24 protein-coding genes are annotated in these 22223 nt (G+C 65.0%); 2 read left to right on the top strand and 22 right to left on the bottom strand.

Annotated elements, in window-relative coordinates:
* Positions 1 to 74: 74 nt before the first annotated feature.
* A complete protein-coding gene (locus ACTJJX_RS08530) occupies positions 75 to 536 on the bottom strand; it encodes a DUF2946 domain-containing protein (RefSeq protein ID WP_003158780.1) in 462 nt (153 codons plus the stop codon).
* A 479-nt stretch (positions 537 to 1015) separates the two neighbouring features.
* Between ACTJJX_RS08530 and leuA the strand changes: the two genes are divergently transcribed.
* Positions 1016 to 2686 carry a 2-isopropylmalate synthase gene (gene leuA, locus ACTJJX_RS08525; RefSeq protein ID WP_023082207.1) on the top strand — a complete coding sequence of 557 codons (1671 nt, stop codon included), beginning with the start codon at positions 1016 to 1018 and terminating at the stop codon, positions 2684 to 2686.
* A 69-nt stretch (positions 2687 to 2755) separates the two neighbouring features.
* On the opposite strand, the gene ACTJJX_RS08520 is transcribed toward leuA, so the two are convergent.
* Positions 2756 to 3088, bottom strand: a complete 333-nt coding sequence (locus tag ACTJJX_RS08520) for a DUF5629 family protein (protein WP_003092770.1) — start codon at positions 3086 to 3088, stop codon at positions 2756 to 2758.
* A gap of 53 nt (positions 3089 to 3141) precedes the next feature.
* Complete coding sequence (locus ACTJJX_RS08515) at positions 3142 to 3597, bottom strand: hypothetical protein (RefSeq protein ID WP_003107363.1); 456 nt, start codon at positions 3595 to 3597, stop codon at positions 3142 to 3144.
* Positions 3598 to 3777: 180 nt separating this feature from the next.
* On the opposite strand from ACTJJX_RS08515, the gene ACTJJX_RS08510 reads away from it, so the two are divergent.
* Positions 3778 to 4728 (top strand): aldo/keto reductase, encoded by a 951-nt coding sequence (locus ACTJJX_RS08510; protein WP_003107361.1) that lies wholly within the window; start codon positions 3778 to 3780, stop codon positions 4726 to 4728.
* Between the two features lie 87 nt (positions 4729 to 4815).
* Here ACTJJX_RS08510 and ACTJJX_RS08505 read toward each other — a convergent pair whose 3' ends face one another.
* The 19 genes from ACTJJX_RS08505 to ACTJJX_RS08415 form a co-directional block, all read right to left on the bottom strand.
* Positions 4816 to 5403 (bottom strand): YidB family protein, encoded by a 588-nt coding sequence (locus ACTJJX_RS08505; protein ID WP_003113804.1) that lies wholly within the window; start codon positions 5401 to 5403, stop codon positions 4816 to 4818.
* 133 nt (positions 5404 to 5536) lie between these two features.
* Positions 5537 to 6331, bottom strand: coding sequence for an amidohydrolase (locus ACTJJX_RS08500; protein WP_003106646.1), 795 nt, complete (start codon positions 6329 to 6331; stop codon positions 5537 to 5539).
* Positions 6319 to 7467, bottom strand: coding sequence for a pyridoxal phosphate-dependent aminotransferase (locus ACTJJX_RS08495; protein ID WP_003106648.1), 1149 nt, complete (start codon positions 7465 to 7467; stop codon positions 6319 to 6321). The genes ACTJJX_RS08500 and ACTJJX_RS08495 overlap by 13 nt, the downstream gene beginning before the upstream one ends.
* 308 nt (positions 7468 to 7775) lie before the next feature.
* Positions 7776 to 9257: a ribosome biogenesis GTPase Der gene (der, locus tag ACTJJX_RS08490; protein ID WP_003092786.1), complete on the bottom strand. Its 1482-nt coding sequence runs from the start codon at positions 9255 to 9257 to the stop codon at positions 7776 to 7778.
* A gap of 77 nt (positions 9258 to 9334) precedes the next feature.
* Entirely contained in the window at positions 9335 to 10477 is a 1143-nt protein-coding gene (bamB, locus tag ACTJJX_RS08485; protein ID WP_003092789.1) for an outer membrane protein assembly factor BamB, read from the bottom strand.
* 1 nt (position 10478) lies between these two features.
* Positions 10479 to 11123 carry a YfgM family protein gene (locus ACTJJX_RS08480; protein WP_003106650.1) on the bottom strand — a complete coding sequence of 215 codons (645 nt, stop codon included), beginning with the start codon at positions 11121 to 11123 and terminating at the stop codon, positions 10479 to 10481.
* Between the two features lie 26 nt (positions 11124 to 11149).
* A complete protein-coding gene (hisS, locus tag ACTJJX_RS08475) occupies positions 11150 to 12439 on the bottom strand; it encodes a histidine--tRNA ligase (RefSeq protein WP_016852503.1) in 1290 nt (429 codons plus the stop codon).
* 18 nt (positions 12440 to 12457) lie between these two features.
* A complete protein-coding gene (gene ispG / locus ACTJJX_RS08470) occupies positions 12458 to 13573 on the bottom strand; it encodes a flavodoxin-dependent (E)-4-hydroxy-3-methylbut-2-enyl-diphosphate synthase (protein ID WP_003092800.1) in 1116 nt (371 codons plus the stop codon).
* Positions 13570 to 14613: a RodZ domain-containing protein gene (locus ACTJJX_RS08465; protein WP_003115257.1), complete on the bottom strand. Its 1044-nt coding sequence runs from the start codon at positions 14611 to 14613 to the stop codon at positions 13570 to 13572. The genes ispG and ACTJJX_RS08465 overlap by 4 nt, the downstream gene beginning before the upstream one ends.
* Positions 14610 to 15368 carry a type 4a pilus biogenesis protein PilF gene (gene pilF / locus ACTJJX_RS08460; protein WP_003092804.1) on the bottom strand — a complete coding sequence of 253 codons (759 nt, stop codon included), beginning with the start codon at positions 15366 to 15368 and terminating at the stop codon, positions 14610 to 14612. Before pilF ends, ACTJJX_RS08465 begins: the two co-directional genes overlap by 4 nt.
* Before the next feature lie 17 nt (positions 15369 to 15385).
* Positions 15386 to 16525, bottom strand: a complete 1140-nt coding sequence (rlmN, locus tag ACTJJX_RS08455; RefSeq protein ID WP_003092809.1) for a 23S rRNA (adenine(2503)-C(2))-methyltransferase RlmN — start codon at positions 16523 to 16525, stop codon at positions 15386 to 15388.
* Between the two features lie 24 nt (positions 16526 to 16549).
* Positions 16550 to 16981, bottom strand: a complete 432-nt coding sequence (gene ndk, locus ACTJJX_RS08450) for a nucleoside-diphosphate kinase (RefSeq protein WP_003092811.1) — start codon at positions 16979 to 16981, stop codon at positions 16550 to 16552.
* A 243-nt stretch (positions 16982 to 17224) separates the two neighbouring features.
* On the bottom strand, positions 17225 to 17425 hold the full coding sequence (iscX, locus tag ACTJJX_RS08445) for a Fe-S cluster assembly protein IscX (RefSeq protein ID WP_003092814.1): 201 nt from the start codon (positions 17423 to 17425) through the stop codon (positions 17225 to 17227).
* A gap of 25 nt (positions 17426 to 17450) precedes the next feature.
* On the bottom strand, positions 17451 to 17789 hold the full coding sequence (fdx, locus tag ACTJJX_RS08440; RefSeq protein ID WP_003092818.1) for an ISC system 2Fe-2S type ferredoxin: 339 nt from the start codon (positions 17787 to 17789) through the stop codon (positions 17451 to 17453).
* Positions 17790 to 17795: 6 nt separating this feature from the next.
* Entirely contained in the window at positions 17796 to 19655 is a 1860-nt protein-coding gene (gene hscA / locus ACTJJX_RS08435) for a Fe-S protein assembly chaperone HscA (protein ID WP_003100622.1), read from the bottom strand.
* A gap of 42 nt (positions 19656 to 19697) precedes the next feature.
* Positions 19698 to 20219 carry a co-chaperone HscB gene (hscB, locus tag ACTJJX_RS08430; RefSeq protein ID WP_003092824.1) on the bottom strand — a complete coding sequence of 174 codons (522 nt, stop codon included), beginning with the start codon at positions 20217 to 20219 and terminating at the stop codon, positions 19698 to 19700.
* A gap of 7 nt (positions 20220 to 20226) precedes the next feature.
* Positions 20227 to 20550, bottom strand: a complete 324-nt coding sequence (gene iscA / locus ACTJJX_RS08425; protein ID WP_003100617.1) for an iron-sulfur cluster assembly protein IscA — start codon at positions 20548 to 20550, stop codon at positions 20227 to 20229.
* Between the two features lie 27 nt (positions 20551 to 20577).
* Positions 20578 to 20964: a Fe-S cluster assembly scaffold IscU gene (gene iscU, locus ACTJJX_RS08420; RefSeq protein WP_003092829.1), complete on the bottom strand. Its 387-nt coding sequence runs from the start codon at positions 20962 to 20964 to the stop codon at positions 20578 to 20580.
* A 35-nt stretch (positions 20965 to 20999) separates the two neighbouring features.
* A complete protein-coding gene (locus ACTJJX_RS08415; RefSeq protein ID WP_003092832.1) occupies positions 21000 to 22214 on the bottom strand; it encodes an IscS subfamily cysteine desulfurase in 1215 nt (404 codons plus the stop codon).
* Positions 22215 to 22223: the final 9 nt, after the last annotated feature.

Raw genomic sequence — 22223 nt, 5'->3', positions numbered from 1 at the left:
CCAGGCTCGCGTCACCGGCGCGGCGAAGACGCGCCGGTGCCCCCAGGAAGCGGCGGCTATCGGATTGAAAGAGGTCAGGCGATCAGGAACGGCGGCGCACGGGTACGGGCGCCGGGAAACACCGGCGAGGCGACGAACGCCTCGTTCAGGAAAGCGACGGCGGGCGCCGTCGCGAAGGGAACGGAGAACAGCGCCAGGCAGGCGTCTTCGGTGAGCGGCGGGCTGTGGAACAACAGGCTGCAATAACCGCACTTCTCCCAGAGCACGTCGCTGGCCAGGCGATTGCCTTCCTCGCCGCCCATCCCCGGCATGCCGGCATGGACGACGGAGCGCTGGGTATCGGAACAGCCGGCATGGGCCATGTCGCCATGGTCCATGTTCTCGTGGGACATGCCTTCGTGGCCCATCCCCACGCCCATCGGCATCGGGTGGTCCATCGGCATCGACTGGGAGATCAGCGGCCCGACGAAGATCATCAGCATGGCGAACAGAGCCAGCCATGCACCGATGCCTTGTCGTTTCAGAGTGGTCGCCACCTGCGACTCCCGCCGTCTTGAATGAAGACCACCGCGTAGCGGGCCGGATGGCCGCTCGCGCCGGGTCATGCCGAAAAGAAGAATGCGCCTGTCGTTATACGCCCCAGGCACGGGGAACGAAATGATCGCACAAGGGCGGCTGGCTCTTCTGCGGCATGGGGCCGCAGAATTTTCCGTTGCGGAGAGCGTCCCGGCGGCGCAATCGAGGACAAGCTTTCACCGCAGAGAAAGAATAAAAACCCACAAAAGCCGCACAAATGGGAAATTCTACTAATTTTCCTTTAATGCTTGCCATTCAAATGCAGTCTCACTAGTGTGGTACGCATGAAAACACCACACACCCTCATCCTGCTCCGCCAACACGCCTGCCTGTGCCTGGTCAGCCCGCGACTGCGTGGCTGAGCGACGCTTCTCTTCATCTCGTCACTGCGTTCGCCTGGCCCCGCCGGCCCAGGAACCGACTCCAAAGGATTAGCCCCATGAGCATGTTGAAAGACCCTTCGCAGAAATACCGCCCATTCCCGGCCATCAATCTGCCCGACCGCACCTGGCCGTCGAAGACCATCACCGAGGTGCCGATCTGGTGCAGTTCCGACCTGCGCGACGGCAACCAGTCGCTGATCGAACCGATGGACGCGGCGAAGAAGATGCGATTCTTCAAGACCCTGGTGCAGGTCGGCCTGAAGCAGATCGAAGTGGCCTTCCCGTCGGCTTCCGATACCGACTTCAACTTCGTCCGCGAGTTGATCGAAGGCAACCACATCCCGGACGACGTCACCATCCAGGTGCTGACCCAGGCCCGCGAAGACCTGATCACCCGCACCTTCGAATCCCTGCGCGGGGCGAAGAAGGCCATCGTCCACGTCTACAACGCCACCGCCCCGTCGTTCCGCCGCATCGTCTTCAACCAGGACAAGCAGGGCGTCGTGGACATCGCCACCAACGCCGCGAAACTGATCAAGAAGCTGGCCGCCGAGCAACCGGATACCCAGTGGTCGTTCCAGTACTCGCCGGAAATCTTCAGCTCTACCGAGCTGGAGTTCTCGGTGGAGGTCTGCAACGCGGTGATCGACGTCTGGCAACCGACCCCGGACAACAAGATCATCCTCAACCTGCCGGCCACCGTGGAGTGCGCCACGCCGAACGTCTACGCCGACCAGATCGAATGGTTCGGCCGCCACGTCGACAAGCGTGACAGCGTGATCATCAGCCTGCACACCCACAACGACCGTGGCACCGGCGTGGCCGCCACCGAGCTGGGCCTGATGGCCGGCGCCGACCGCGTCGAAGGTTGCCTGTTCGGCAACGGCGAGCGCACCGGCAACGTCGACCTGGTGACCCTGGCCTTGAACATGTACACCCAGGGCCTGCATCCGCAACTGGACTTCTCCGACATCGACGCGGTGCGCAAGGTGGTCGAAGAGTGCAACCAGTTGCCGGTCCACCCGCGCCATCCATATGTCGGCGACCTGGTCCATACCGCTTTCTCCGGCTCGCACCAGGATGCCATTCGCAAGGGCTTCGCCCAGCAGAAGGAAGACGCGATCTGGGAAGTGCCGTACCTGCCGATCGATCCGGCCGACATCGGCCGCGACTACGAAGCGGTGATCCGGGTCAACAGCCAGTCCGGCAAGGGCGGCATCACCTTCCTGCTCGAACAGGAGTACGGCATCAGCCTGCCGCGGCGCATGCAGATCGAGTTCAGCCAGGTAGTGCAAGGCGAGACCGACCGTCTCGGCCTGGAAATGACCGCACAACAGATCTACTCGCTGCTGGAAAACGAATACCTCAAGGCGACCTCGCCCTACATCCTCGCCAGCCATCGCCTGCAGGAAGAGAACGGCACCAGCGCCGTCGACCTGGAAGTCTCCTTCGACGGCGAGAAGCAGCACTGGCGCGGGATCGGCAAGGGACCGCTGGAAGCCTTGGTGGCCGCCCTGCCGGTCAAGGCGGAAATCATGGACTACCATGAGCACGCCATCGGCGCCGGCGCCAATGCCAAGGCCGCGGCCTATATCGAGATCCGCCTGGAGGGCCAGCGCCCGCTGCACGGCATCGGCATCGACGAGAACATTACCACCGCCAGCTTCCGCGCCCTGTTCAGCGCGCTGAACCGCGCGGTGACCCAGGCCGAGGCCAAGGCGGCCTGACCGGCACGGAAGGGAAAAAGGGAGCCAGGCGGCTCCCTTTTTTCATGGGCATCTTTCAGCTGAGTCGCTTCACTCATCCTCGCCGCTGGCGCTGACCGCTCCCAGGCAACGGAGCTGGTACGCCCCCTCCCCTGTGGTCAGGCGCCAGGACTCGCCATCGGCCTGGGGCTCGGCTTCCATCACCGCGTTGTAGGAAAAACGCCACTCGCGACGGGTGCGTCCATCCAGGCTTTCCACCGCCAGCACCCAGTCTTCGCTGGCGAACGGCTGGTCGGCTTCCGCCGCCAGGTCCGCCTGGTCCAGCAGGTTCTCGTTGAGTTCGAAGCGCCAGGCGTGCAGACCGTCGATCTCGAGCATGTCGGCGGTTTCCAGTTCATCGAGCAGGTAGCGTTGTGTAGTCATGGCCAGTCATCGCGGATAAAGAACTCATGATAAGGCAAAGCGCGGGCTGCCCCTCACACCACCAGCATCACCACCGGGATCGCTACCGACAGGACCACCAACATGAACAGCAGGCCGATCCCCGCCGCCCGCCAGTTGGAAATGAACGCTCCGCCCGCTGCCTTGTGGCTGTCCAGGGCCGGACCGAAGGCTGATTTGGCGTAGTAGACCATGCCGAATATCTGCGCCACCGTGAAGCCGATCGAGGGGATGTTCTCCGGCAGTATCGCGCCCAGAACTGGCAGCAGGACAAACAGGCAGAGGCCGACCAGCCAGGTTTTCCCGACTTCCTGCGCCCGTCCCAGGCGACGGAGATTCACCGCCGCGAGGAAGGCACCGGCCAGGGGCGTGCCGATGAAGGTACCCAGACCGATCGCGGAAAGCCTGTACAGCGGCTCGCCATGGGTGGCGTCAGGCTCGTCCAGGCGGGCCTCCGGTGGGCGGAACGGATTCTCGGTGTCGCTGTTCATGCGTGTGCTCCCTGCGGATATTTACTGAAGCTTTACCAGGGCCGGCATTGGAAAATCCCGGCAACCGGCAGAGTCTATAGGACGCTGCGCGCCGGCTGAACATTCCGCACCCGCCGGGAGTCACAGCAAGACGTGCGAACGAAAGCGCCCACACAGGACCGCACTCAGGAGGGATGACGCATGACCACACGCAAACTCGGCAACTCCGGCCTGGAGATACCGGCACTGGTATTCGGCGGCAACGTCTTCGGCTGGACTGCCGACGAAAGCACCTCCTTCAGGCTGCTGGACGCCCTGCTCGACGCCGGCCTGAACTGCATCGACACCGCCGACGTCTATTCGCGCTGGGTTCCCGGGCACCAGGGCGGCGAGTCGGAAACCCTCATCGGCAAGTGGCTGAAACGCACCGGCAAACGCGACCGCATGGTGATCGCCAGCAAGGTCGGGATGGACATGGGCAATGGCCACAAAGGTCTCTCCGCCGCCTATATCGAGCAGGCCCTGGAGCGCTCGCTACGACGCCTGCAGACCGACTACCTGGACCTCTACCAGTCGCACACCGACGATCCCCACACCGACCTGGAGGAAACCCTTTCCACCTATGGCGAACTGATCAAGAAAGGCAAGGTACGGGTCATCGGCGCCTCCAACTACGACGCCCGGCGCCTCCTCGAAGCACGCCAGGTCAGCGCCCGGCTTAACCTGCCGAGCTACCAGAGCCTGCAACCCGAATACAACCTGTACGATCGCGCCGACTACGAGACCAACCTGGAGCCGACGGTGGAAGAACTCGGTATCGGGGTGATCAGCTACTACTCGCTGGCCAGCGGCTTCCTCAGCGGCAAGTACCGCAACCAGGCCGACACCGCCGGGCGAGCCCGGGGAGAGAAGGTGAAGGGTTATCTCAACGAGCGCGGCGTGGCCATCCTCGCGGCGCTCGACGAAGTGGCCGAGCAGTACAACGCCAACCCGACCCAGGTCGCCCTGGCCTGGCTCATCGCTCGTCCGACGGTGACCGCGCCGATCGCCAGCGCCACCAGCCTGGAACAGCTCGACGACCTGATCGCCGCCACCCACCTGAAGCTCGACGAACAGGCGATCCACCGCCTGGACAGCGCCAGCGCCTATTGACCGACCTGCCGTCGAGGGCGGCCTCGCCCCGTTGAGTGGAGCGGATAACCGTATCGCGGCTATCCGCTCCGCATCGACGGGAAAGCCTTAGCTGAAGCGCGCCAGCAGCGAACCGATGTCCAGGTCGCCCTGCGGCGCCTGGCCGTCCGGCGTCAGCTTGTTGACCAGTTCCGGCAGCAGGCTGCTCAGGTGTTCGGCCGCCTCGCCCTGGCTGACTCCGGCGGAGTCCGCCAGTTGCTGCAATTGACCGTCGCCGAAGACCCGGGAAATGTCCGCCGCCGACACCGACTGGTTCGGCCCACCGCCGATCCAGGAATTCAGGGCATCGCCCAGGCCTGCGTTCTGGAGCATCTGGAACAACCCGCCGAGTCCGCCCAGTGAGCCGGCCTCCACGCCCGGCGCCGCCTGCCCGGCACCGCCCGCGGCGCCACCGAGCAGATCGCCGAGGACGCCACCCAGCCCGCCGCTCGCGGCCCCGCCGCCGGCACCACCAAGGATGCTGCCCAGCGAACCGAGCAGACCACCGCCATCGCCACCGCCCTGTGCCGCACCGCCCTGGCGCGACATCAGCATGGTCACCAGCCCGATCAACAGGGCCACTTTCGGATCGCGAGCACCTCCCTGTCCTTCAGAGCCACCCAGCGCCGAACCGAGAATCGAATCGAGCAGTCCCATTGGTCTTCCTCCTGATCTGATGCCCACGGCGCGGCGCCGCGGGATACGGGTAACTCCATTCCCGGCACTGCGCCATCATGCGCAGCGCCGGGTCATGGCCTCGGACATCGACCGGAAGCGGACGTTCCGGCACTCAAGGATGGATTTCGAAGCGATCCGCGTCCATGTAGGCCGGGAAACGCTGGCGATAGGCCGCCAGTGCCGCCGCGTCCAGCCGGACGCGGAACACGCCGTCGGCGTCCGCCGCGTTGAACAGGCTGTCGCCCTGGAAGTCCAGGACCTGGCTATCCCCAGCGTAGCGCAAGGCGTTGCCGTCTTCGCCGATACGGTTCACCGCCACCACGTAGCAAAGGTTCTCGATCGCCCGCGCCGGCAGCAGGCGGTTCCAGTGCTGTCGACGAGGCGCGGGCCAGTTGGCGGTGTAGAGCAACAGGTCGGTGTCGTGCGGGTCGCGGCTCCACACCGGGAAACGCAGGTCGTAGCAGATCAGCGGGCGCACCCGCCAGCCCTTGAGTTCGAACAGTTCCTGGCGTTCGCCGGGACTGTAGTGCTCGTGTTCGCCGGCCATGCGGAACAGATGGCGCTTGTCGTAGTGCAGCATCTCGCCGTCCGGACGCGCCCAGAGCAGGCGGTTGCGATGGCTGCCGTCGGCGAGCTGGACGATCAGGCTGCCGGTGACCACCGCGCCAAGGCGCCGGGCCTGCTCCAGCAGCCAGGCATGGGTCGGCCCCAGTTCGGGCTCGGCCTGCTCGGCCGAAGCCATGCTGAAACCCGTGGTGAACATCTCCGGGAGGACCACCAGGTCGGCACCGGCGGCGCTCTCCAGCAGGGCGGCGAAATGCTCGCGGTTGGCCTGGGCGTCGTGCCAGACCAGGGAGGATTGGACCAGGGCGATGTCCAGGTCCGGCAGAACCGTCAGATCGCGCATAGCTTTTCCGCTGCCTGACGCAGCGTCTCCTCGCGTTTGGCGTAACAGAACCGGACCAGCCGCATGGCGTCCGGAGCCTTTTCATAAAACACCGAAACCGGGATCGCCGCCACTCCGTGTTCGCGGGTCAGCCACTCGGCCATGGCCACGTCGTCCAGGTCCGGACGGATGGCCGAATAGTCCACGCACTGGAAGTAGGTGCCCGGCGCACGGGTAAAACGGAAGCGAGAGTCCAGCAGCAGGTCGCAGAACAGGTCGCGCTTGGCCTGGTAGAAGCCGGGCAATTGCCGCAAGTGCTCCGGATGGCCGGCCATGTAGTCCGCCAATGCCCATTGCAGCGGCGTGACGCCACAGAAGTTGACGTACTGGTGAACCTTGCGCAGCTCCGCGCTGAGCGCCGGCGGCGCGACCACGTAGCCGGTCTTCCAGCCGGTGACGTGGTAGGTCTTGCCGAACGAACTGACCACGAAGGAACGCGGATACAACTCGTCGTGGGACAGCACGCTGGTATGGGCGACACCGTCGAACACCAGGTGCTCGTAGACCTCGTCGCTGATCAGATAGATATCCCGGTCGCGGATCAGCGCGGCCAGGCGGTCCAGTTCCTCGCGGCTGATCAGCGCGCCGCTGGGGTTGTGCGGGGTATTGATGATGACCAGCCGGGTACGCGGCCCGATGGCCTCGGCCATGCGCTGCCAGTCGATGGAGAAGTCCGGCAGCGCCAGCGGCACGTGCACGCAACGCCCGCCGGCGAGTTGCACGGAGGGTTCGTAGCTGTCGTAGGACGGGTCGAGTACCACCACTTCGTCGCCCGGATGGACCAGCGCCTGGATCGCGCTGAAGATCGCCTCGGTCGCCCCCGGCGTGATGGTCACCTCGCTGTCGGCGCTCACCCGGCGTCCATAGAACTGCTCGATCTTCTTCGCCACCTGCTCGCGCAGGGCCGGCAAGCCGGTCATCGGCGCGTACTGGTTGTGCCCGGCGGCGATATGCCGGCCTACCGCCTCGCGCAGCTCCGGCGGACCGTCGAAATCGGGAAAGCCCTGAGAGAGGTTGATCGCGCCACACTCGGCGGCCAGTTGCGACATGCGGGTGAAGATGGTGGTGCCGACATTCGGCAGCTTGCTCTGAATCATCGGGACTTCCTGCAGAGACTCGCCGGACGACAGCCCGGCCAGACGGGTGGCAGGGCAGGATAGCCGATCCGGGAGCGACGCTGCAGGGGCACGCCTTAGAAAAAACCGCGCCCGCTTCAGGTCAGAGGGGAATATGCGCCAGGCGATGGCGCAGGACGAATAACCACCTCGCGATCATTCGTCGCCACGACAGGGAATCGGCGGTCAACGCCGGCGGCCAGTTCGTCCCGCGGGCTACACAGCCGCGGCCAATGAAAAAGGCCCGACAGGGATACCCGCCGGGCCTTTCGACGAAGGAAACGCCACCCTCAGCGGCGCTTGTCCTTCTTCTTTTTCTCGGCTTTCTTGTGGTGCGACATCAGCCGGCGCTTCTTGTTGACCTGGCGCGCGGTCAGCGAGTTCTTCTTGCCCTCGTAGGGGTTCTCGCCGCCCTTGTACTCGATGCGGATCGGCGTACCGACCAACTTCAATACCCGCCGGTAGGTCTTCTCCAGGTAGCGGGTATAGGCCTTCGGCACCGCGTCCACCTGGTTGCCGTGGATCACGATCAGCGGCGGATTGGCGCCGCCCAGGTGGGCGTAGCGCAGCTTGATCCGGCGACCGTTGACCATCGGCGGCTGGTGCACCTGCACGGCGTCCTCGAGGATGCTGGTCAGGCGGCTGGTCGGCCAGCGGGTCACCGCCGAACGGAAGGACTCCTGGACCGACTTGTAGAGATGGCCGACGCCGGTGCCATGCAGGGCCGAAATGAAATGGATGTCGGCGAAGTCGACGAACAGCAGGCGCCGCTCCAGCTCGGTCTTCACGTAGTCACGCTCGGCCGCCTCCATGCCATCCCACTTGTTCAGGGCGATGACCAGGGCACGGCCGGTCTCGAGGACGAAGCCGAGCAGGTTGAGGTCGTGCTCGACCACCCCTTCGCGGGCGTCCATGACGAAGATCACCACGTTGGCGTCCTGGATCGCCTGGAGGGTCTTCACCACCGAGAACTTTTCCACCGCCTCGAAGATCTTGCCGCGACGCCGCACGCCAGCGGTGTCGATCAGGGTGTACTTCTCCTCGTTGCGCTCGAACGGGATGTAGATGCTGTCGCGGGTGGTGCCGGCCTGGTCGTAGACGATCACCCGCTCTTCGCCGAGCATGCGGTTGACCAGGGTCGACTTGCCCACGTTGGGCCGGCCGATGATGGCGATCTTGATCCCGTCCTTCTCGCTGGGACCGGGAATCCGGGTCGGTTCCTCGCCTTCGGCGACCTCTTCGCTCGCCGGCTCGCCCTCGCCTTCTTCCTCCGCGTTGTCCTTGGGGAAGATCCCCAGGGCTTCCTGCAGCATATGGTTGATGCCGCGACCGTGGGCGGCGGCGATCGGCAGCGCATCGCCCAGGCCCAGCGGGCTGAACTCGGCGCGAGCGAGATCGGGATCGATGGTGTCGACCTTGTTGGCGATCAGGAAGCTGCGCTTGTTCCGCTTGCGCAGGTGCTCGGCGATCATCTGGTCGGCGGCGGTCATGCCGGCGCGCGAATCGACCAGGAACAGGACGGCATCCGCCTCCTCGATGGCCTGCAACGATTGCTCGGCCATTTTCGCATCGATGCCTTCCTCATCGCCGGAGATGCCTCCGGTATCGATGACGATATAGGTGCGGCCCTGCCAGCGCGCCTCGCCGTACTGGCGATCGCGAGTCAGGCCTGCGTACTCCGCCACGATGGCGTCGCGCGACTTGGTCAGGCGGTTGAACAGAGTGGACTTGCCGACGTTCGGGCGACCCACCAGGGCAATAACGGGAACCATGCGGCTCTCCACGAGAATTCAGAAAACACAAAGGCCGCTGACGTCGGACGGCAGCGGCCGGACACTTGAAACCCAGTCTAGCGGATGGTGTAGGCGACGAGCTTGCCACCGTTGCCGAACACGTACATCCAGCTCCCGACCACCAGCGGACGAACCCGCACGCCATCGCTGTCGACCCGCTCGCGACCGACGAAGCGACCGTCCACCTGGCTCAGCAGATGCACGTAGCCTTCCAGGTCGCCGACCACCACGTTGCTGGAGAACACCGCCGGAGCCGACAGTTGGCGACGCGCCAGGGCGTCGTTGTTCCACAGCGAAGAGGCACCGCGCGAGTCCAGGCCTTCCACCGAACCGCTGGCCTGGCTGACGTAGATATTGCCGAAGCCTTCGGCGACGCCGACGTAGCTCGACGCTTCGCGCTGCCAGAGCAGGCGGCCGCTGTTCACGTCCAGCGCCGCGGCACGGCCCTGGTAGCTGACCACGTAGAGGGTGTCGCCGGACAGCAGGAGGCCGCCGTCGATGTCCACCACGCGATCCAGTTCGGAACGCCCCTGGGGAATCGCTACCCGCTGCTCCCAGATCGGCAGGCCGCGCTGTACGTCGACCGCCACTACCTTGCCGCTGGCCAGGCCAGCCAGGGCCATGTTGCCGGCAATCAGCGGCGCGCCGGTGCCGCGCAGGGTCAGCACCGGCACGGTGCTTTCGTAGATCCAGCGCTGGTCGCCGCTGGCCGCATCGAGGCCGATCAGCTTGTCGTCCTGGGTCTGCACCACCACCACGTCGCCATTGGTGGCCGGCGCCGACAGCACTTCGCTGTTGACTCGCTTGGTCCACTTCTTCTTGCCGGTGGCTTCGTCGAGGGCGATCACGTCACCGCGCAGGGTACCCACCAGCACCAGGCCGTAGCCAACGCCGACACCGCCGGAAACCGGACGCTCGAGGTCCTTCTTCCAGAGCACGTCGCCGGTCTCGCGCTGGATCGCCATCACCCGCCCTTCGGCGGACGCGGCGTAGATGGTGGAACCATCGACGGCCGGTTCGAGCAGGTTGTACAGGTCGCCCTGACCATCACCGACCGAGCGGCTCCACTGCTTGCTCAACACGACTTCCTCTTTGAAGTCGGTCAGTTCGGCGGGCGGGAGTTCCTTCTTGCTGTTGCTGCTGCAACCCACGACCGCCAGGGCCAGGGCGAGCAGCGCCGCGTGTTTCCATTGCACCATCTCAGGCCTCTCCCTTGGACAGGTCGTCGAGCTTGATCTGCAGGGCATCGCCGGCACCGTCTTCGGGCAGCGACTGCTTGGCTTTCTCGTAGGCCGCGCGCGCCTCGTCGGTGCGCTTGAGCTGCACCAGCAGGTCGCCCCTGAGCTCCTCGCGGGTCGAGACGTAGGCCTTGTCGGCATCGCCATCGAGCAGCTTCAGGCCTTCCTCGACCTTGCCCTGGGCCGCCAGGACCCGGGCCAGGCGCTGCCGCGCCAGTTCGCCGAGGGTGGCGTCGGCCGGCTTGTCCATGACCGCCTTCAGCTCGGCAACGGCGTCATCCAGCTTGCCGCTGTCGACCGCGACCTTGGCCACGAACAGGCTGCCGTACTGGGCATAATGGGTGCCGCCGAACTCGCTCTTCAGCTTGCCGGCCAGCTCCGCCACCTTCGCCGGATCCGGCTGGCCGGCCGGATTCAGCGCGGTTTCGATCAGTTGCTGGTAGACGATCGAGGCGCCCTGCGCCTGGTTGGTCTGGTACTTCTGCCAGGCCTGCCAGCCGAATACCACTGCCAGCGCGAGGATGCCGCCGGTGACCAGGGGCTTGCCGTTGCGCTGCCACCAGTCCTTGATCTGCGCCAGGTCTTCGTCTTCGGTACGCGATGTCACCCCAATCACTCCTATTCTTTATGTTCTCAAGCCTGTTCCAGACAGGCTGCCAGGTGCTCGGGCAGAGCATCCCAGGCAATGCTTTGTTGCTCGCCCTCGTCACGCAGGGGCTTGAAACCTACCACGCGATTGGCCACCTCGTCCTCCCCGAGGATCAGGGCAAAGCGCGCGCCGCTCTTGTCGGCCTTCTTGAACTGGCTCTTGAAGCTGCCGGCGCCGGCGTTGACCAGCAGGCGTATGCCGGGAATGGCGCTGCGCAACTGTTCGGCCAGGGTCAGGGCGGCCAGCTCGGCCGGTTCGCCGAAGGCGCAGACGTAGAGGTCGGCCGGACGGTTCAGTTCGGCGGGGATCACCCCCAAGGTTTCCAGCAGCAGCACCAGGCGTTCCACGCCCATGGCGAAACCGACACCCGGGGTCGGCTTGCCGCCGAACTGGCTGACCAGCCCGTCGTAGCGGCCACCGCCGCAAACGGTGCCCTGGGCGCCAAGCTTGTCGGTGACCCACTCGAAAGCCGTGCGGCAGTAATAGTCCAGGCCGCGCACCAGCTTCTGGTTGATTTCGTAGCGAAGTCCGACAGCATCCAGGCGGGCCTTGAGACCCTCGAAGTGGGCGATCGATTCTTCGTCGAGATAGTCGTGCAGGGTCGGCGCGCCAACCAGCAACGTCTGGGTGCTCTCCACCTTGCTGTCGAGGATTCGCAGCGGATTGGTGGTCATGCGCCGCTGGCTGTCTTCGTCGAGTTGCTCGAAGCGCTCCTGCAGATAGGCCACCAGGGCCTCGCGATAGCGTGCGCGGGCCTCGCTGGAGCCGAGGGTGTTGAGCTGCAGGGTCACCGCGTCGGCCATGCCGAGCTTCTGCCACAGGCGCCAGGTGAGGATGATCAACTCGGCGTCGATGTCCGGACCGGGCAGGTTGAAGACTTCCACGCCGATCTGGTGGAACTGCCGGTAGCGACCTTTCTGCGGTTTCTCGTAACGGAACATCGGCCCGGTGTACCAGAGCTTCTGCACCTGGCCACCGCCGCTCAGGCCGTGCTCCAGCACGGCGCGCACGCAACCGGCGGTACCTTCCGGACGCATGGTCAGGGATTCGCCGTTGCGGTCGAGGAAGGTGTACATCTCCTTGTCGACCACATCGGTGCCTTCGCCGATGCCGCGGGCGAAGAGTTCGGTGAACTCGAGGATGGGCAGGCGGATCTCGCTGTAGCCGTAACCGTCCAGCAGGCCGGCGAAGGTGCGTTCCAGATAGCGCCAGGCCGGAGTCTGTTCCGGCAGGATGTCGTTCATGCCACGAATGGCTTGCAGGGACTTGCTCACGTAGGGTCCTTAAACGGGTCAGCCGCGGGCGATCAGGCTCGCATCGGCCTCGGCCTTCTCGGCCGCCTTCTGGCGGATCAGCCGTTCCAGCTCGTCCACCAGGTTGTCGTTGGTCAGTTTCTGCGACGGCTTGCCGTCGATATACACCAGGTTCGGAGTGCCGCCGGTGAGGCCGACATGGGCCTCCTTGGCTTCGCCCGGACCGTTGACGACGCAACCGATCACGGCCACGTCCATCGGCACCAGCAGGTCCTCCAGGCGCCCTTCCAGCTCGTTCATGGTCTTCACCACGTCGAAGTTCTGCCGCGAACAGCTCGGGCAGGCGATGAAGTTGATGCCACGGGAGCGCAGGTGCAGGGACTTGAGGATGTCGAAACCGACCTTGATCTCCTCGACCGGATCGGCAGCCAGGGAAATCCGGATGGTGTCGCCGATTCCCTCGGCCAGGAGCATGCCCAGCCCCACCGCCGACTTCACCGTGCCGGAGCGCAGGCCGCCGGCCTCGGTGATGCCCAGGTGCAGGGGTTGCTCGATCTGCCTGGCCAGCAGGCGATAGGCGGCGACGGCCATGAAGACGTCGGAGGCCTTGACGCTGACCTTGAAGTTCTGGAAGTCCAGCTTGTCGAGATGATCGACGTGGCGCATGGCCGATTCGAGCAGGGCTTCCGGGGTCGGTTCGCCGTATTTCTTCTGCAGGTCCTTTTCCAGCGAACCGGCATTGACGCCGATACGGATCGGGATGTTGCGCTCGCGCGCGGCATCGACCACGGCCTTGACCCGGTCCTCGCGACCGATGTTGCCCGGATTGATGCGCAGGCAGTCCACTCCCAGCTCGGCGACGCGCAGGGCGATGCGATAGTCGAAGTGGATGTCGGCGACCAGCGGCACGTTGACCTGCTGCTTGATCTTGCCGAATGCCTCGGCGGCGTCCATGTCGGGGACGGAAACCCGCACGATGTCCGCGCCGGCATCTTCCAGGCGGCGGATCTGCGCGACGGTGGCAGCGACGTCGCAGGTCTCGGTGTTGGTCATGCTCTGCACGGCGATCGGCGCATCGCCGCCCACCGGGACGTTGCCGACCCAGATTTTCCGAGACTTGCGGCGAATGATCGGAGAAGCGCTATGAATGCTCATTGTCCTACCTTCAGACGGGCCGTTTCGCCGCGGACGAAGGGGGTCACGTCCACCGGCTGGCCGTTGTAGCTGACCTGGGCGCCGCGAGCGAAACCGAGGCGCAGCTCCAGCGGGGCCTTGCCGGCCAGTTCCAGGCTGTCGCCCTTGCGCTTCAGCGCGCTGACCAGGACCTTGCCGTTGGCGTCGGTGACCTGGGTCCAGCAATCGGCGACGAACTGTACCTTGACCACCCCCTGGCCCTCGCCGGCCACCACGGGCGCGGCGGCAGGTTCGCTCGGCGCTGGCGGGGCGGCCGGACTGGCCGTCGCTGGAACGGCTGGAGCAGTACCGGGAGCGGGAGCCGTGCCGGCAGGCGCGGCGGTAACGGGCTGCTGGGGTGCGGCGGGGGTGCCCTGGGCCGGAGCGGCGGGAACCTGCGCGCCCTCGCTCGCCACCGGCGGCGCTCCCTCGGCCTGGGCAGCGACTTCCGGAGAAACCTCGGCGGGCGCTTGCTCGCCTTCCTTCTGCGCTTCGATCACCGCCTGGTCTTCAGGCTCGTCCAGGGTATGGATCTCGGTGGTGCCGTCGGCGCTTTCCACTTCGACATGCTCAAGGCTCAGACCGGCGGTTTCCGGCGTGCGCGCGGAATGCTCCTGCCACCAGAAGTAGCCGAAGCCGATCAGCAGGGCGAGCAGTAACAGACTGACGATACGCAGCACGTTGCGCGACAGGCGCACCGGCTCGGCGACCCGTCCCAGGCTCTGTACGGTGCTGCCGCTGGCATTGGTGCCGGTGAAATGGTCGAAGCTGTTGACCAGCTCGGCCTGGTCGAGGCCCATGAGCTTGGCGTAGGCGCGGATGTAGCCGCGCGAGAAGGTGTGCCCCGGCAGCTTGTCGAACGCGCCGTTTTCCAGCTGACGCAGCGAATTCTCGGTCAGGTTCAGTTGCCCGGCCACCTGCGACAACGACAAGCCCTTCTGCTCGCGCGCCTGGCGCAGGGTTTCCCCGGGGTTCTGACGGGAAGCGGTGGCTACGACTTCGGGCTGCGGCGCTTTCATCATTTTTCCGCCTGGAATTCCTGATATTCGGGAGAGCCTGGGTACAGGCGTTTCAACTGCAGGCCATAGCTGGCGGCCGTGTCGCGGTCCTCGAAGACCTTCGCGAGACGAATGCCCAGCAACAGGCTGCGGGCGTTCTGCCCGCCGCCCTGGGCAAAGAGATCATAGTACTGGCGAGCCGGCACGTACTCGCGCTCCTTGTAGAGCAGGTCGGCCATCTCCAGCGCGACGCTGGGCTGGTTACGGTTCAGACGCAGGGATTTCTCGAAGTACTCCTTGGCCTGGGCCGGTTTCTTCATTTGCAGCGAAACCAGGCCGAGGTTCTCGAAGACCCGCGAGCGCTCGGGATAGAGGGTGTCCTGGCTGGCCTCCAGGAGACGCTGATAGGCCTCCTCGTAGCGCTTCTGCTCGTAGAGGAAACCGCCGTAGTTGTTCAGTACCCGGGCATTGCGGCTATCGCTGGCGAGCGCCTTGCGGTACTCCTCGTCGGCCAGCTTGGGCTCCATCTCGGTCTGGAATACCACCGCCAGCGCGGCATGCGCGTCGGCGCTGGAAGGGTCGATCTCGAGGGCCTTGCGCAGCGGCACCTTGGCCTGCTCGGTGTTCCCCCGCTGGAGATAGCCGAGGCCGAGCTGGATATAGGCATCGCGCGCCTCGTCACGGCCCTTGTCGGTTTTCAGGGGATTCTGATCTCCGCTCGTCACGCAGCCTGTCAGCCCAACTGCCAACAGGAACACCAGCGCGGCGCGTACAGTCATCGGAACCCTCCTCTCACTCAATTTCGATTCGCCGCCGACTCGGACTCGGCCAGTTGGCGCACGGCAATATAACGTTCGCTCCGGCGGGTACGATCCATGACCTGGCCGACCAGCTGGCCACAGGCTGCGTCGATGTCGTCGCCGCGGGTGGTACGCACGGTCACGTTGAAGCCGCCCTTGTGCAACATGTCCTGGAAACGCCGGATGGCATTGTTGCTCGGGCGCTCGTAGCCGGAGTGCGGGAATGGATTAAACGGAATCAGGTTGATCTTGCAAGGCGTGTCTTTCAGCAATGCGATCATCTGCTCAGCATGCTCGGGCTGATCGTTGACATCCTTGAGCAGGGTGTACTCGACGGTCAGCACGCGCTTCTCGCCGAGCCGGGAAATATACCGGCGGCAGGCATCCAGCAGCATGCCCAGCGGATACTTCTTGTTGATCGGCACCAGCTTGTTGCGCAACTCGTCGTTCGGTGCGTGCAGCGACAGGGCCAGGGACACGTCGATCACCTCGCCGAGCTTGTCGATCATCGGCACCACGCCGGAGGTGGACAGGGTCACCTTGCGCTTGGAAATACCGTAGCCGAGGTCGTCCATCATGATGTTCATGGCGGCGACCACGTTGTCGAAGTTCAGCAGCGGCTCGCCCATGCCCATCATCACGACATTGGTGATGGCGCGGTCGATCTTGGCCGGAACGGTACCGAACGACTTGTTGGCGATCCACACCTGGCCGATCACCTCGGCGGCGGTGAGGTCGCTGTTGAAACCCTGCTTGCCGGTGGAGCAGAAACTGCAATCCAGGGCGCAGCCCGCCTGGGAGGACACGCACAGGGTGCCGCGTCCGCCCTGGGGGATGTACACGGTCTCGACGCAACTGCCGGACGCCACCCGGACCACCCACTTGCGGGTGCCGTCGGCGGAGATGTCCTGGCTGACGATCTCGGGACCGCGTATCTCGGCTGAGGCCTTGAGCTTTTCGCGCAAGGCCTTGCCGACGTTGGTCATGGCGTCGAAATCGTCGACGCCAAAGTGGTGAATCCACTTCATGACCTGGCCGGCCCGGAAACGCTTCTCGCCGATGGACTCGAAGAACTGTTCCAGCTGCGGCTGGGTCAGGCCCAGCAGGTTCACCTTGCCGGCGGTGGTCGTTGTCATGGCTTCACCCTCACCCACGCTCGATCAGCGAATGCGCTCGCAGACTTCGGTAGCCGCGAAGAAGTAGGCGATCTCGCGAGCGGCGGAAGCTTCGGAATCGGAACCGTGGACGGCGTTCTCGTCGATGGAGACGGCGAAGTCGGCGCGGATGGTACCGGCGTCGGCTTTCTTCGGATCGGTGGCGCCCATCAGCTCGCGGTTCTTGGCGATGGCGTCCTCGCCTTCCAGGACCTGGACTACAACCGGACCGGAAGTCATGAAGGAAACCAGGTCCTTGAAGAACGGACGCTCTTTGTGCTCGGCATAGAAGCCGCCGGCTTCACGCTCGGACAGCTGAACCATTTTAGCGGCGACGACGCGCAGGCCGGCTTTCTCGAAGCGGGTCAGGATTTCGCCGATCACGTTCTTGGAAACGGCGTCCGGCTTGATGATGGACAGGGTGCGTTGCAGTGCCATTGGTAAAACTCCGAAACAAGGTTGTCTAGCATGGGCGGCCCCGCCAGCGGGGCGGGACGCCGTGATTCGTTCAGGACGCTGACGAAAACGGCCCGAAAGGGCCGGAATCAGCGTGGCTGCGCCTGGCATCGGGCCCGGCGCGCCTAGCCTGGAATGCGCCCGCGGGCGATTTCAGGCCTTACCTAAAATAAAACCCGCGAATTATACGCGGGTTCCCGGCAAATGCGTAGGGCGGGCCTATGGCTAGTCCCGTTCCTCGATCCAGGCGGCCTGGATGGCCTCCAGGACTTTCTCCCCGCTACGCTGAGGATCGTCGGAGAACTCTGGAAGTTCCACCACCCAGCGCCGCAGATCGACGAAGTTGACGTATCGCGGATCGACCTCCGGCTTGCTTTCGTCGAGCTGGATGGCGATTTCCAGCACATCGGTCCATTTCAGGCTCATTGCACGCTCCTCTCTACCGCCGGGCTCAGTGGCCTTCCGACACCTGGTTGATGGTGTACTTGGGAATCTCGACCACCAGGTCTTCGTCGGCCACCACTGCCTGGCAGGATAGCCGCGAATCGGGCTCCAGGCCCCAGGCCTTGTCCAGCATGTCGTCTTCGAGTTCGTCGGACGGCTCCATGGAGTCGAGGCCTTCGCGGACGATTACGTGGCAGGTCGTGCAGGCGCAGGATTTCTCACAGGCATGCTCGATCTCGATGCCATTGCGCAACGCGGCATCCAGGATGGTTTCGCCGGGCTTCGCCTCGAATACCGCCCCCTCGGGGCAGTGATCGGCATGGGGCAGAATCACGATCTGCGGCATCTTCGCTTATTCCTCGATTTCGTTGAGCCGGCGGCCGGAGAGCGCGGCCTTGACGGTCGCGTCCATCCGCCGCGCGGCGAAAGCGTCGGTCACCTGGGACAGGCGCTTGATCTGGTTCTCGATGGCCGCGGTGTCGCTACCACCGGCCAGTTCACGCAAGGTGTCCATCTGCGCCGCGATGGCCAGGCGCTCCTCTTCGTCCAGGAGCCGCTCGCCGTCGACGTCCAGCGCCGACTGCACGGCCTCCAGCAGCCGCTGCGCCTCGACCTGCTGTTCGCGCAGGGCGCGGGCAGCCTTGTCGTCGCCGGCGTAGTCGAAGGAGTCCTTGAGCATCCGCGCGATCTCGCCGTCGGTCAGCCCATAGGACGGCTTGACCTGGATGCTGGCCTCGACGCCGGAACTCAGTTCGCGTGCGGACACGCCGAGCAAGCCGTCGGCGTCGACCTGGAAGGTCACCCGGATTTTCGCCGCGCCCGCCACCATCGGCGGAATGCCGCGCAGCTCGAAGCGCGCCAGCGAACGACAATCCTTCACCAGCTCGCGCTCGCCCTGCAGCACGTGGATCATCATGGCCGTCTGGCCGTCCTTGTAGGTGGTGAACTCCTGGGCGCGCGCCACCGGGATGGTGGTATTGCGCGGAATCACCTTCTCCATCAGCCCGCCCATGGTTTCCAGGCCGAGCGACAGCGGAATGACGTCCAGCAGCAGCAATTCCTCGCCGCGCTTGTTGCCGGCCAGGGCATCGGCCTGGATGGCCGCGCCGATGGCGACCACCTGGTCCGGATCGATATCGGTCAGCGGCTCGCAGCCGAACAACTCGCCAACCGCCGTGCGCACACGGGGCACGCGGGTCGAGCCGCCGACCATCACCACCGAGCGGATTTCTTCCAGATCGACACCGGAGTCGCGCACCGCTCGGCGGCAGGACTTCAGGCTGCGAGCGACGAACGGCTCGATCAACTCGTCGAGCGTCGCCCGGCTCAGCTCGCCGCTCCAGTCGCCATAGGCGACCCGGACCGACGCCTCGTCGGTAAGACGCTCCTTGGCCGCACAGGCGATTTGCAGCAACTGCCGCTGGCTGCCCGGGTCCAGATCGGCAGAAAGGCCAGCCTGCTCGATCACCCAGCCAGCGATGGCATGGTCGAAGTCGTCGCCACCCAGGGCCGTATCGCCGCCGGTGGCCAGGACTTCGAAGACACCGCGGGTCAGGCGCAGGATGGAAATGTCGAAGGTTCCGCCACCCAGGTCATAGATGGCCACCAGGCCTTCCGCGCCCTTGTCCAGGCCGTAGGCCACGGCGGCGGCGGTCGGCTCGTTGAGCAGGCGCAGGACGTTCAGTCCGGCCAGGCGCGCGGCATCCTTGGTAGCCTGGCGCTGGGCGTCGTCGAAATAGGCCGGCACAGTGATCACCGCACCCACCAGCTCGCCACCGAGGGTGGTTTCGGCGCGCTGGCGCAGCTCACGCAGGATGTCCGCCGAGACTTCCACAGGACTCTTCAACCCCTGTACGGTCTCGATGAAGGGCATGTGCGACTCGCCCTGGCGGAAGCGGTAGGGCAATTGCTCGCCCAGTTGCTTGACGTCCTCCAGGCCGCGCCCCATCAGGCGCTTGACCGAAATGACGGTATTGAAGGGATCCTCCGCGGCGGCCGCGCGGGCGCTCTCGCCCACTTCCGCCCGCTCGGCGTGATAACGCACCGCGGAAGGCAGGATCAGGCGTCCCTGCGCATCCGGCAAGGGCTCGGCGACGCCGCTACGCACCGCGGCGACCAGCGAATTGGTGGTACCCAGGTCGATCCCAACCGCCAGGCGACGCTCATGGGGCTTGGGACTCTGACCGGGCTCGGCGATCTGCAGTAGGGCCATGCTCTGTCTTAACTATGGGGTGCGGCCCGGGGGCCGCAGGGATTAATCGTCGAGTCGCTCTTCCAGCTGGCGCACTTCCTGCGCGAGCTTGTCGAGGAACTGCATGCGACGGACCAGGCGTTCGGCCTCTTCGCGGCGCTGCGCATCGTCCCAGCACGCGGCGAACTCACGCTCCAGCTCGGCCTGGGCGGCCTTGAGCCGACGCTTGAAGGTCGCCACGCCGGCCAGGTCGGCGCTGTCCTGCAACTCCTCCAGTTCCTCGCGCAGTTGCATCTGCTGCAGGAGAAACTCCGGATCCTGCACCGTAGCCTCCAAGGGCAACTCGTGACCACTCAGGGTCAACAGGTACAGGGCCCGGCGTGGAGCGCTCTTCAGGGTCTGGTAGGCCTCGTTCAGTTGCGCCGCGCGTTCCAGGGCGAGACGCTGCTCGCGCTCGGGAGCGTCGGCGAAACGGTCGGGATGGACGCTGCGCACCAACTCGCGATAGCGCTGGCCGAGCTCGTCGAGATCGACCAGGAAAGCCGGTTGCAGGTCGAACTGGGCGAAATGACAGGGTTTACCCACGCCGGCCTCAGACGTTGAAGCTTTCGCCGCAGCCGCATTCGCCACGAACGTTGGGATTGTTGAACTTGAAGCCTTCGTTGAGCCCTTCGCGAGTGAAGTCCAGCTCGGTGCCATCGAGATAGACCAGGCTTTTCGGGTCGATGATGACCTTCACGCCATGGCTCTCGAAGACCAGGTCCTCGGCCGCCAGTTCATCGACGAATTCGAGGACATAGGCAAGCCCGGAACAGCCAGTGGTGCGCACGCCAAGACGGATACCCTCGCCCTTGCCGCGCCCCTCGAGGGAGCGCTGCACGTGTTTGGCGGCGGCTTCGGTCATGCTGATGGCCATTGCAACTCCTTACTCGTCACGAGCGGCTTAGAGCAAACCCTTCTTCTGCTTGTAGTCGCGAACGGCGGCCTTGATGGCGTCTTCGGCGAGAACGGAGCAGTGGATCTTCACCGGCGGCAGGGCCAGCTCTTCGGCGATGGTGGTGTTCTTGATGGTTTCCGCCTCGTCCAGGGTCTTGCCCTTCATCCACTCGGTGGCGAGGGAGCTGGAGGCGATCGCGGAACCGCAACCGTAGGTCTTGAACTTGGCGTCTTCGATCACGCCCTGCTCGTTGACCTTGATCTGCAGGCGCATCACGTCGCCGCAGGCCGGCGCGCCGACCATGCCGGTGCCGACGTTGGGATCGGCAGCGTCGAGCTTGCCGACGTTGCGCGGGTTTTCGTAGTGGTCGATGACCTTTTCGCTATATGCCATGGCTAATCCTCACGTTTTTCCGGGGCACGAGGCGCTCAGTGCGCCTGCCATTCGACCTGGGACAGGTCGACGCCCTCTTTGTACATATCCCACAGCGGCGACAGTTCGCGCAGCTTGGAAACGGCCTCGACCACCTTCTTCGCGGCATAGTCGATCTCTTCCTCGGTGGTGAAGCGACCGAAGGTGAAGCGGATGGAGCTATGCGCCAGTTCGTCGTTGCGGCCCAGGGCGCGCAATACGTAGGACGGTTCCAGGGACGCCGAGGTACAGGCCGAACCGGAGGAGACCGCGAGGTCCTTGAGCGCCATGATCAGCGACTCGCCCTCGACGTAGTTGAAGCTGACGTTGAGGTTGTGCGGGACGCGGGAGGTCATGCTGCCGTTGATGTAGAGCTCTTCCAGGCCGTCGATCTGCGCGAAGAAGCGGTCGCGGAGCGCCAGCACGCGGGCGTTCTCCTGGGCCATTTCTTCCTTGGCGATGCGGAACGCCTCGCCCATGCCGACGATCTGGTGGGTGGCCAGGGTGCCGGAACGCATGCCGCGCTCATGGCCGCCACCGTGCATCTGACCCTCGATGCGGACGCGCGGCTTGCGCCGGACGTAGAGCGCGCCAATGCCTTTCGGGCCGTAGGTCTTGTGCGCGGAGAAGGACATCAGGTCGACCTTGAGCTTGTCCAGGTCGATCTCGACCTTGCCGGTCGACTGTGCGGCGTCGACGTGGAACAGCACGCCGCGGGAGCGGGTCAGCTCGCCGATGGCGGCGATGTCGTTGACGGTGCCGATCTCGTTGTTCACGTGCATGACCGAGACCAGGATGGTGTCGTCACGCAGCGCCGCCTCGACCAGAGCCGGAGTGATCAGGCCATCTTCGCCCGGCTCCAGGTAGGTCACTTCGAAACCTTCGCGCTCCAGCTGGCGACAGGTGTCGAGGACCGCCTTGTGCTCGATCTTCGAGGTGATGATGTGCTTGCCCTTGCCCGAGTAGAAGTGCGCGACGCCCTTGATCGCCAGGTTGTCGGACTCGGTGGCGCCGGAGGTCCAGACGATCTCGCGGGGATCGGCGTTGACCAGTTCGGCCACCTGGCGACGGGCGTTCTCCACGGCTTCTTCGGCTTTCCAGCCGAACACGTGGGAACGCGAAGCTGGGTTGCCGAAGTTGCCGTCCATCAGCAGGCATTCGCTCATTTTCTGGGCGACGCGGGGATCGACGGGAGTGGTCGCGGAGTAATCGAGGTAGATCGGCAATTTCATCAGGTAACT

The sequence above is a fragment of the Pseudomonas sp. 22490 genome, assembly GCF_052044465.1.
Taxonomy (GTDB): Bacteria; Pseudomonadota; Gammaproteobacteria; order Pseudomonadales; family Pseudomonadaceae; genus Pseudomonas; species Pseudomonas aeruginosa.
The sequence above is the reverse complement of the archived record's forward strand: the minus strand, read 5'-3'. Positions and strand labels throughout refer to the sequence as shown.

Excerpts from the sequence above, each read along its gene's own strand:
- leuA (WP_023082207.1), top strand. The coding sequence starts at position 1,016 with ATGAGCATGTTGAAAGACCCTTCGCAGAAATACCGCCCATTCCCGGCC.
- ACTJJX_RS08520 (WP_003092770.1), bottom strand. The coding sequence starts at position 3,088 with ATGACTACACAACGCTACCTGCTCGATGAACTGGAAACCGCCGACATG.
- ACTJJX_RS08515 (WP_003107363.1), bottom strand. The coding sequence starts at position 3,597 with ATGAACAGCGACACCGAGAATCCGTTCCGCCCACCGGAGGCCCGCCTG.
- ACTJJX_RS08510 (WP_003107361.1), top strand. The coding sequence starts at position 3,778 with ATGACCACACGCAAACTCGGCAACTCCGGCCTGGAGATACCGGCACTG.
- ACTJJX_RS08505 (WP_003113804.1), bottom strand. The coding sequence starts at position 5,403 with ATGGGACTGCTCGATTCGATTCTCGGTTCGGCGCTGGGTGGCTCTGAA.
- ACTJJX_RS08500 (WP_003106646.1), bottom strand. The coding sequence starts at position 6,331 with ATGCGCGATCTGACGGTTCTGCCGGACCTGGACATCGCCCTGGTCCAA.
- ACTJJX_RS08495 (WP_003106648.1), bottom strand. The coding sequence starts at position 7,467 with ATGATTCAGAGCAAGCTGCCGAATGTCGGCACCACCATCTTCACCCGC.
- der (WP_003092786.1), bottom strand. The coding sequence starts at position 9,257 with ATGGTTCCCGTTATTGCCCTGGTGGGTCGCCCGAACGTCGGCAAGTCC.
- bamB (WP_003092789.1), bottom strand. The coding sequence starts at position 10,477 with ATGGTGCAATGGAAACACGCGGCGCTGCTCGCCCTGGCCCTGGCGGTC.
- ispG (WP_003092800.1), bottom strand. The coding sequence starts at position 13,573 with ATGAGCATTCATAGCGCTTCTCCGATCATTCGCCGCAAGTCTCGGAAA.
- ACTJJX_RS08465 (WP_003115257.1), bottom strand. The coding sequence starts at position 14,613 with ATGATGAAAGCGCCGCAGCCCGAAGTCGTAGCCACCGCTTCCCGTCAG.
- pilF (WP_003092804.1), bottom strand. The coding sequence starts at position 15,368 with ATGACTGTACGCGCCGCGCTGGTGTTCCTGTTGGCAGTTGGGCTGACA.
- rlmN (WP_003092809.1), bottom strand. The coding sequence starts at position 16,525 with ATGACAACGACCACCGCCGGCAAGGTGAACCTGCTGGGCCTGACCCAG.
- ndk (WP_003092811.1), bottom strand. The coding sequence starts at position 16,981 with ATGGCACTGCAACGCACCCTGTCCATCATCAAGCCGGACGCCGTTTCC.
- iscX (WP_003092814.1), bottom strand. The coding sequence starts at position 17,425 with ATGAGCCTGAAATGGACCGATGTGCTGGAAATCGCCATCCAGCTCGAC.
- fdx (WP_003092818.1), bottom strand. The coding sequence starts at position 17,789 with ATGCCGCAGATCGTGATTCTGCCCCATGCCGATCACTGCCCCGAGGGG.
- hscA (WP_003100622.1), bottom strand. The coding sequence starts at position 19,655 with ATGGCCCTACTGCAGATCGCCGAGCCCGGTCAGAGTCCCAAGCCCCAT.
- iscA (WP_003100617.1), bottom strand. The coding sequence starts at position 20,550 with ATGGCCATCAGCATGACCGAAGCCGCCGCCAAACACGTGCAGCGCTCC.
- iscU (WP_003092829.1), bottom strand. The coding sequence starts at position 20,964 with ATGGCATATAGCGAAAAGGTCATCGACCACTACGAAAACCCGCGCAAC.
- ACTJJX_RS08415 (WP_003092832.1), bottom strand. The coding sequence starts at position 22,214 with ATGAAATTGCCGATCTACCTCGATTACTCCGCGACCACTCCCGTCGAT.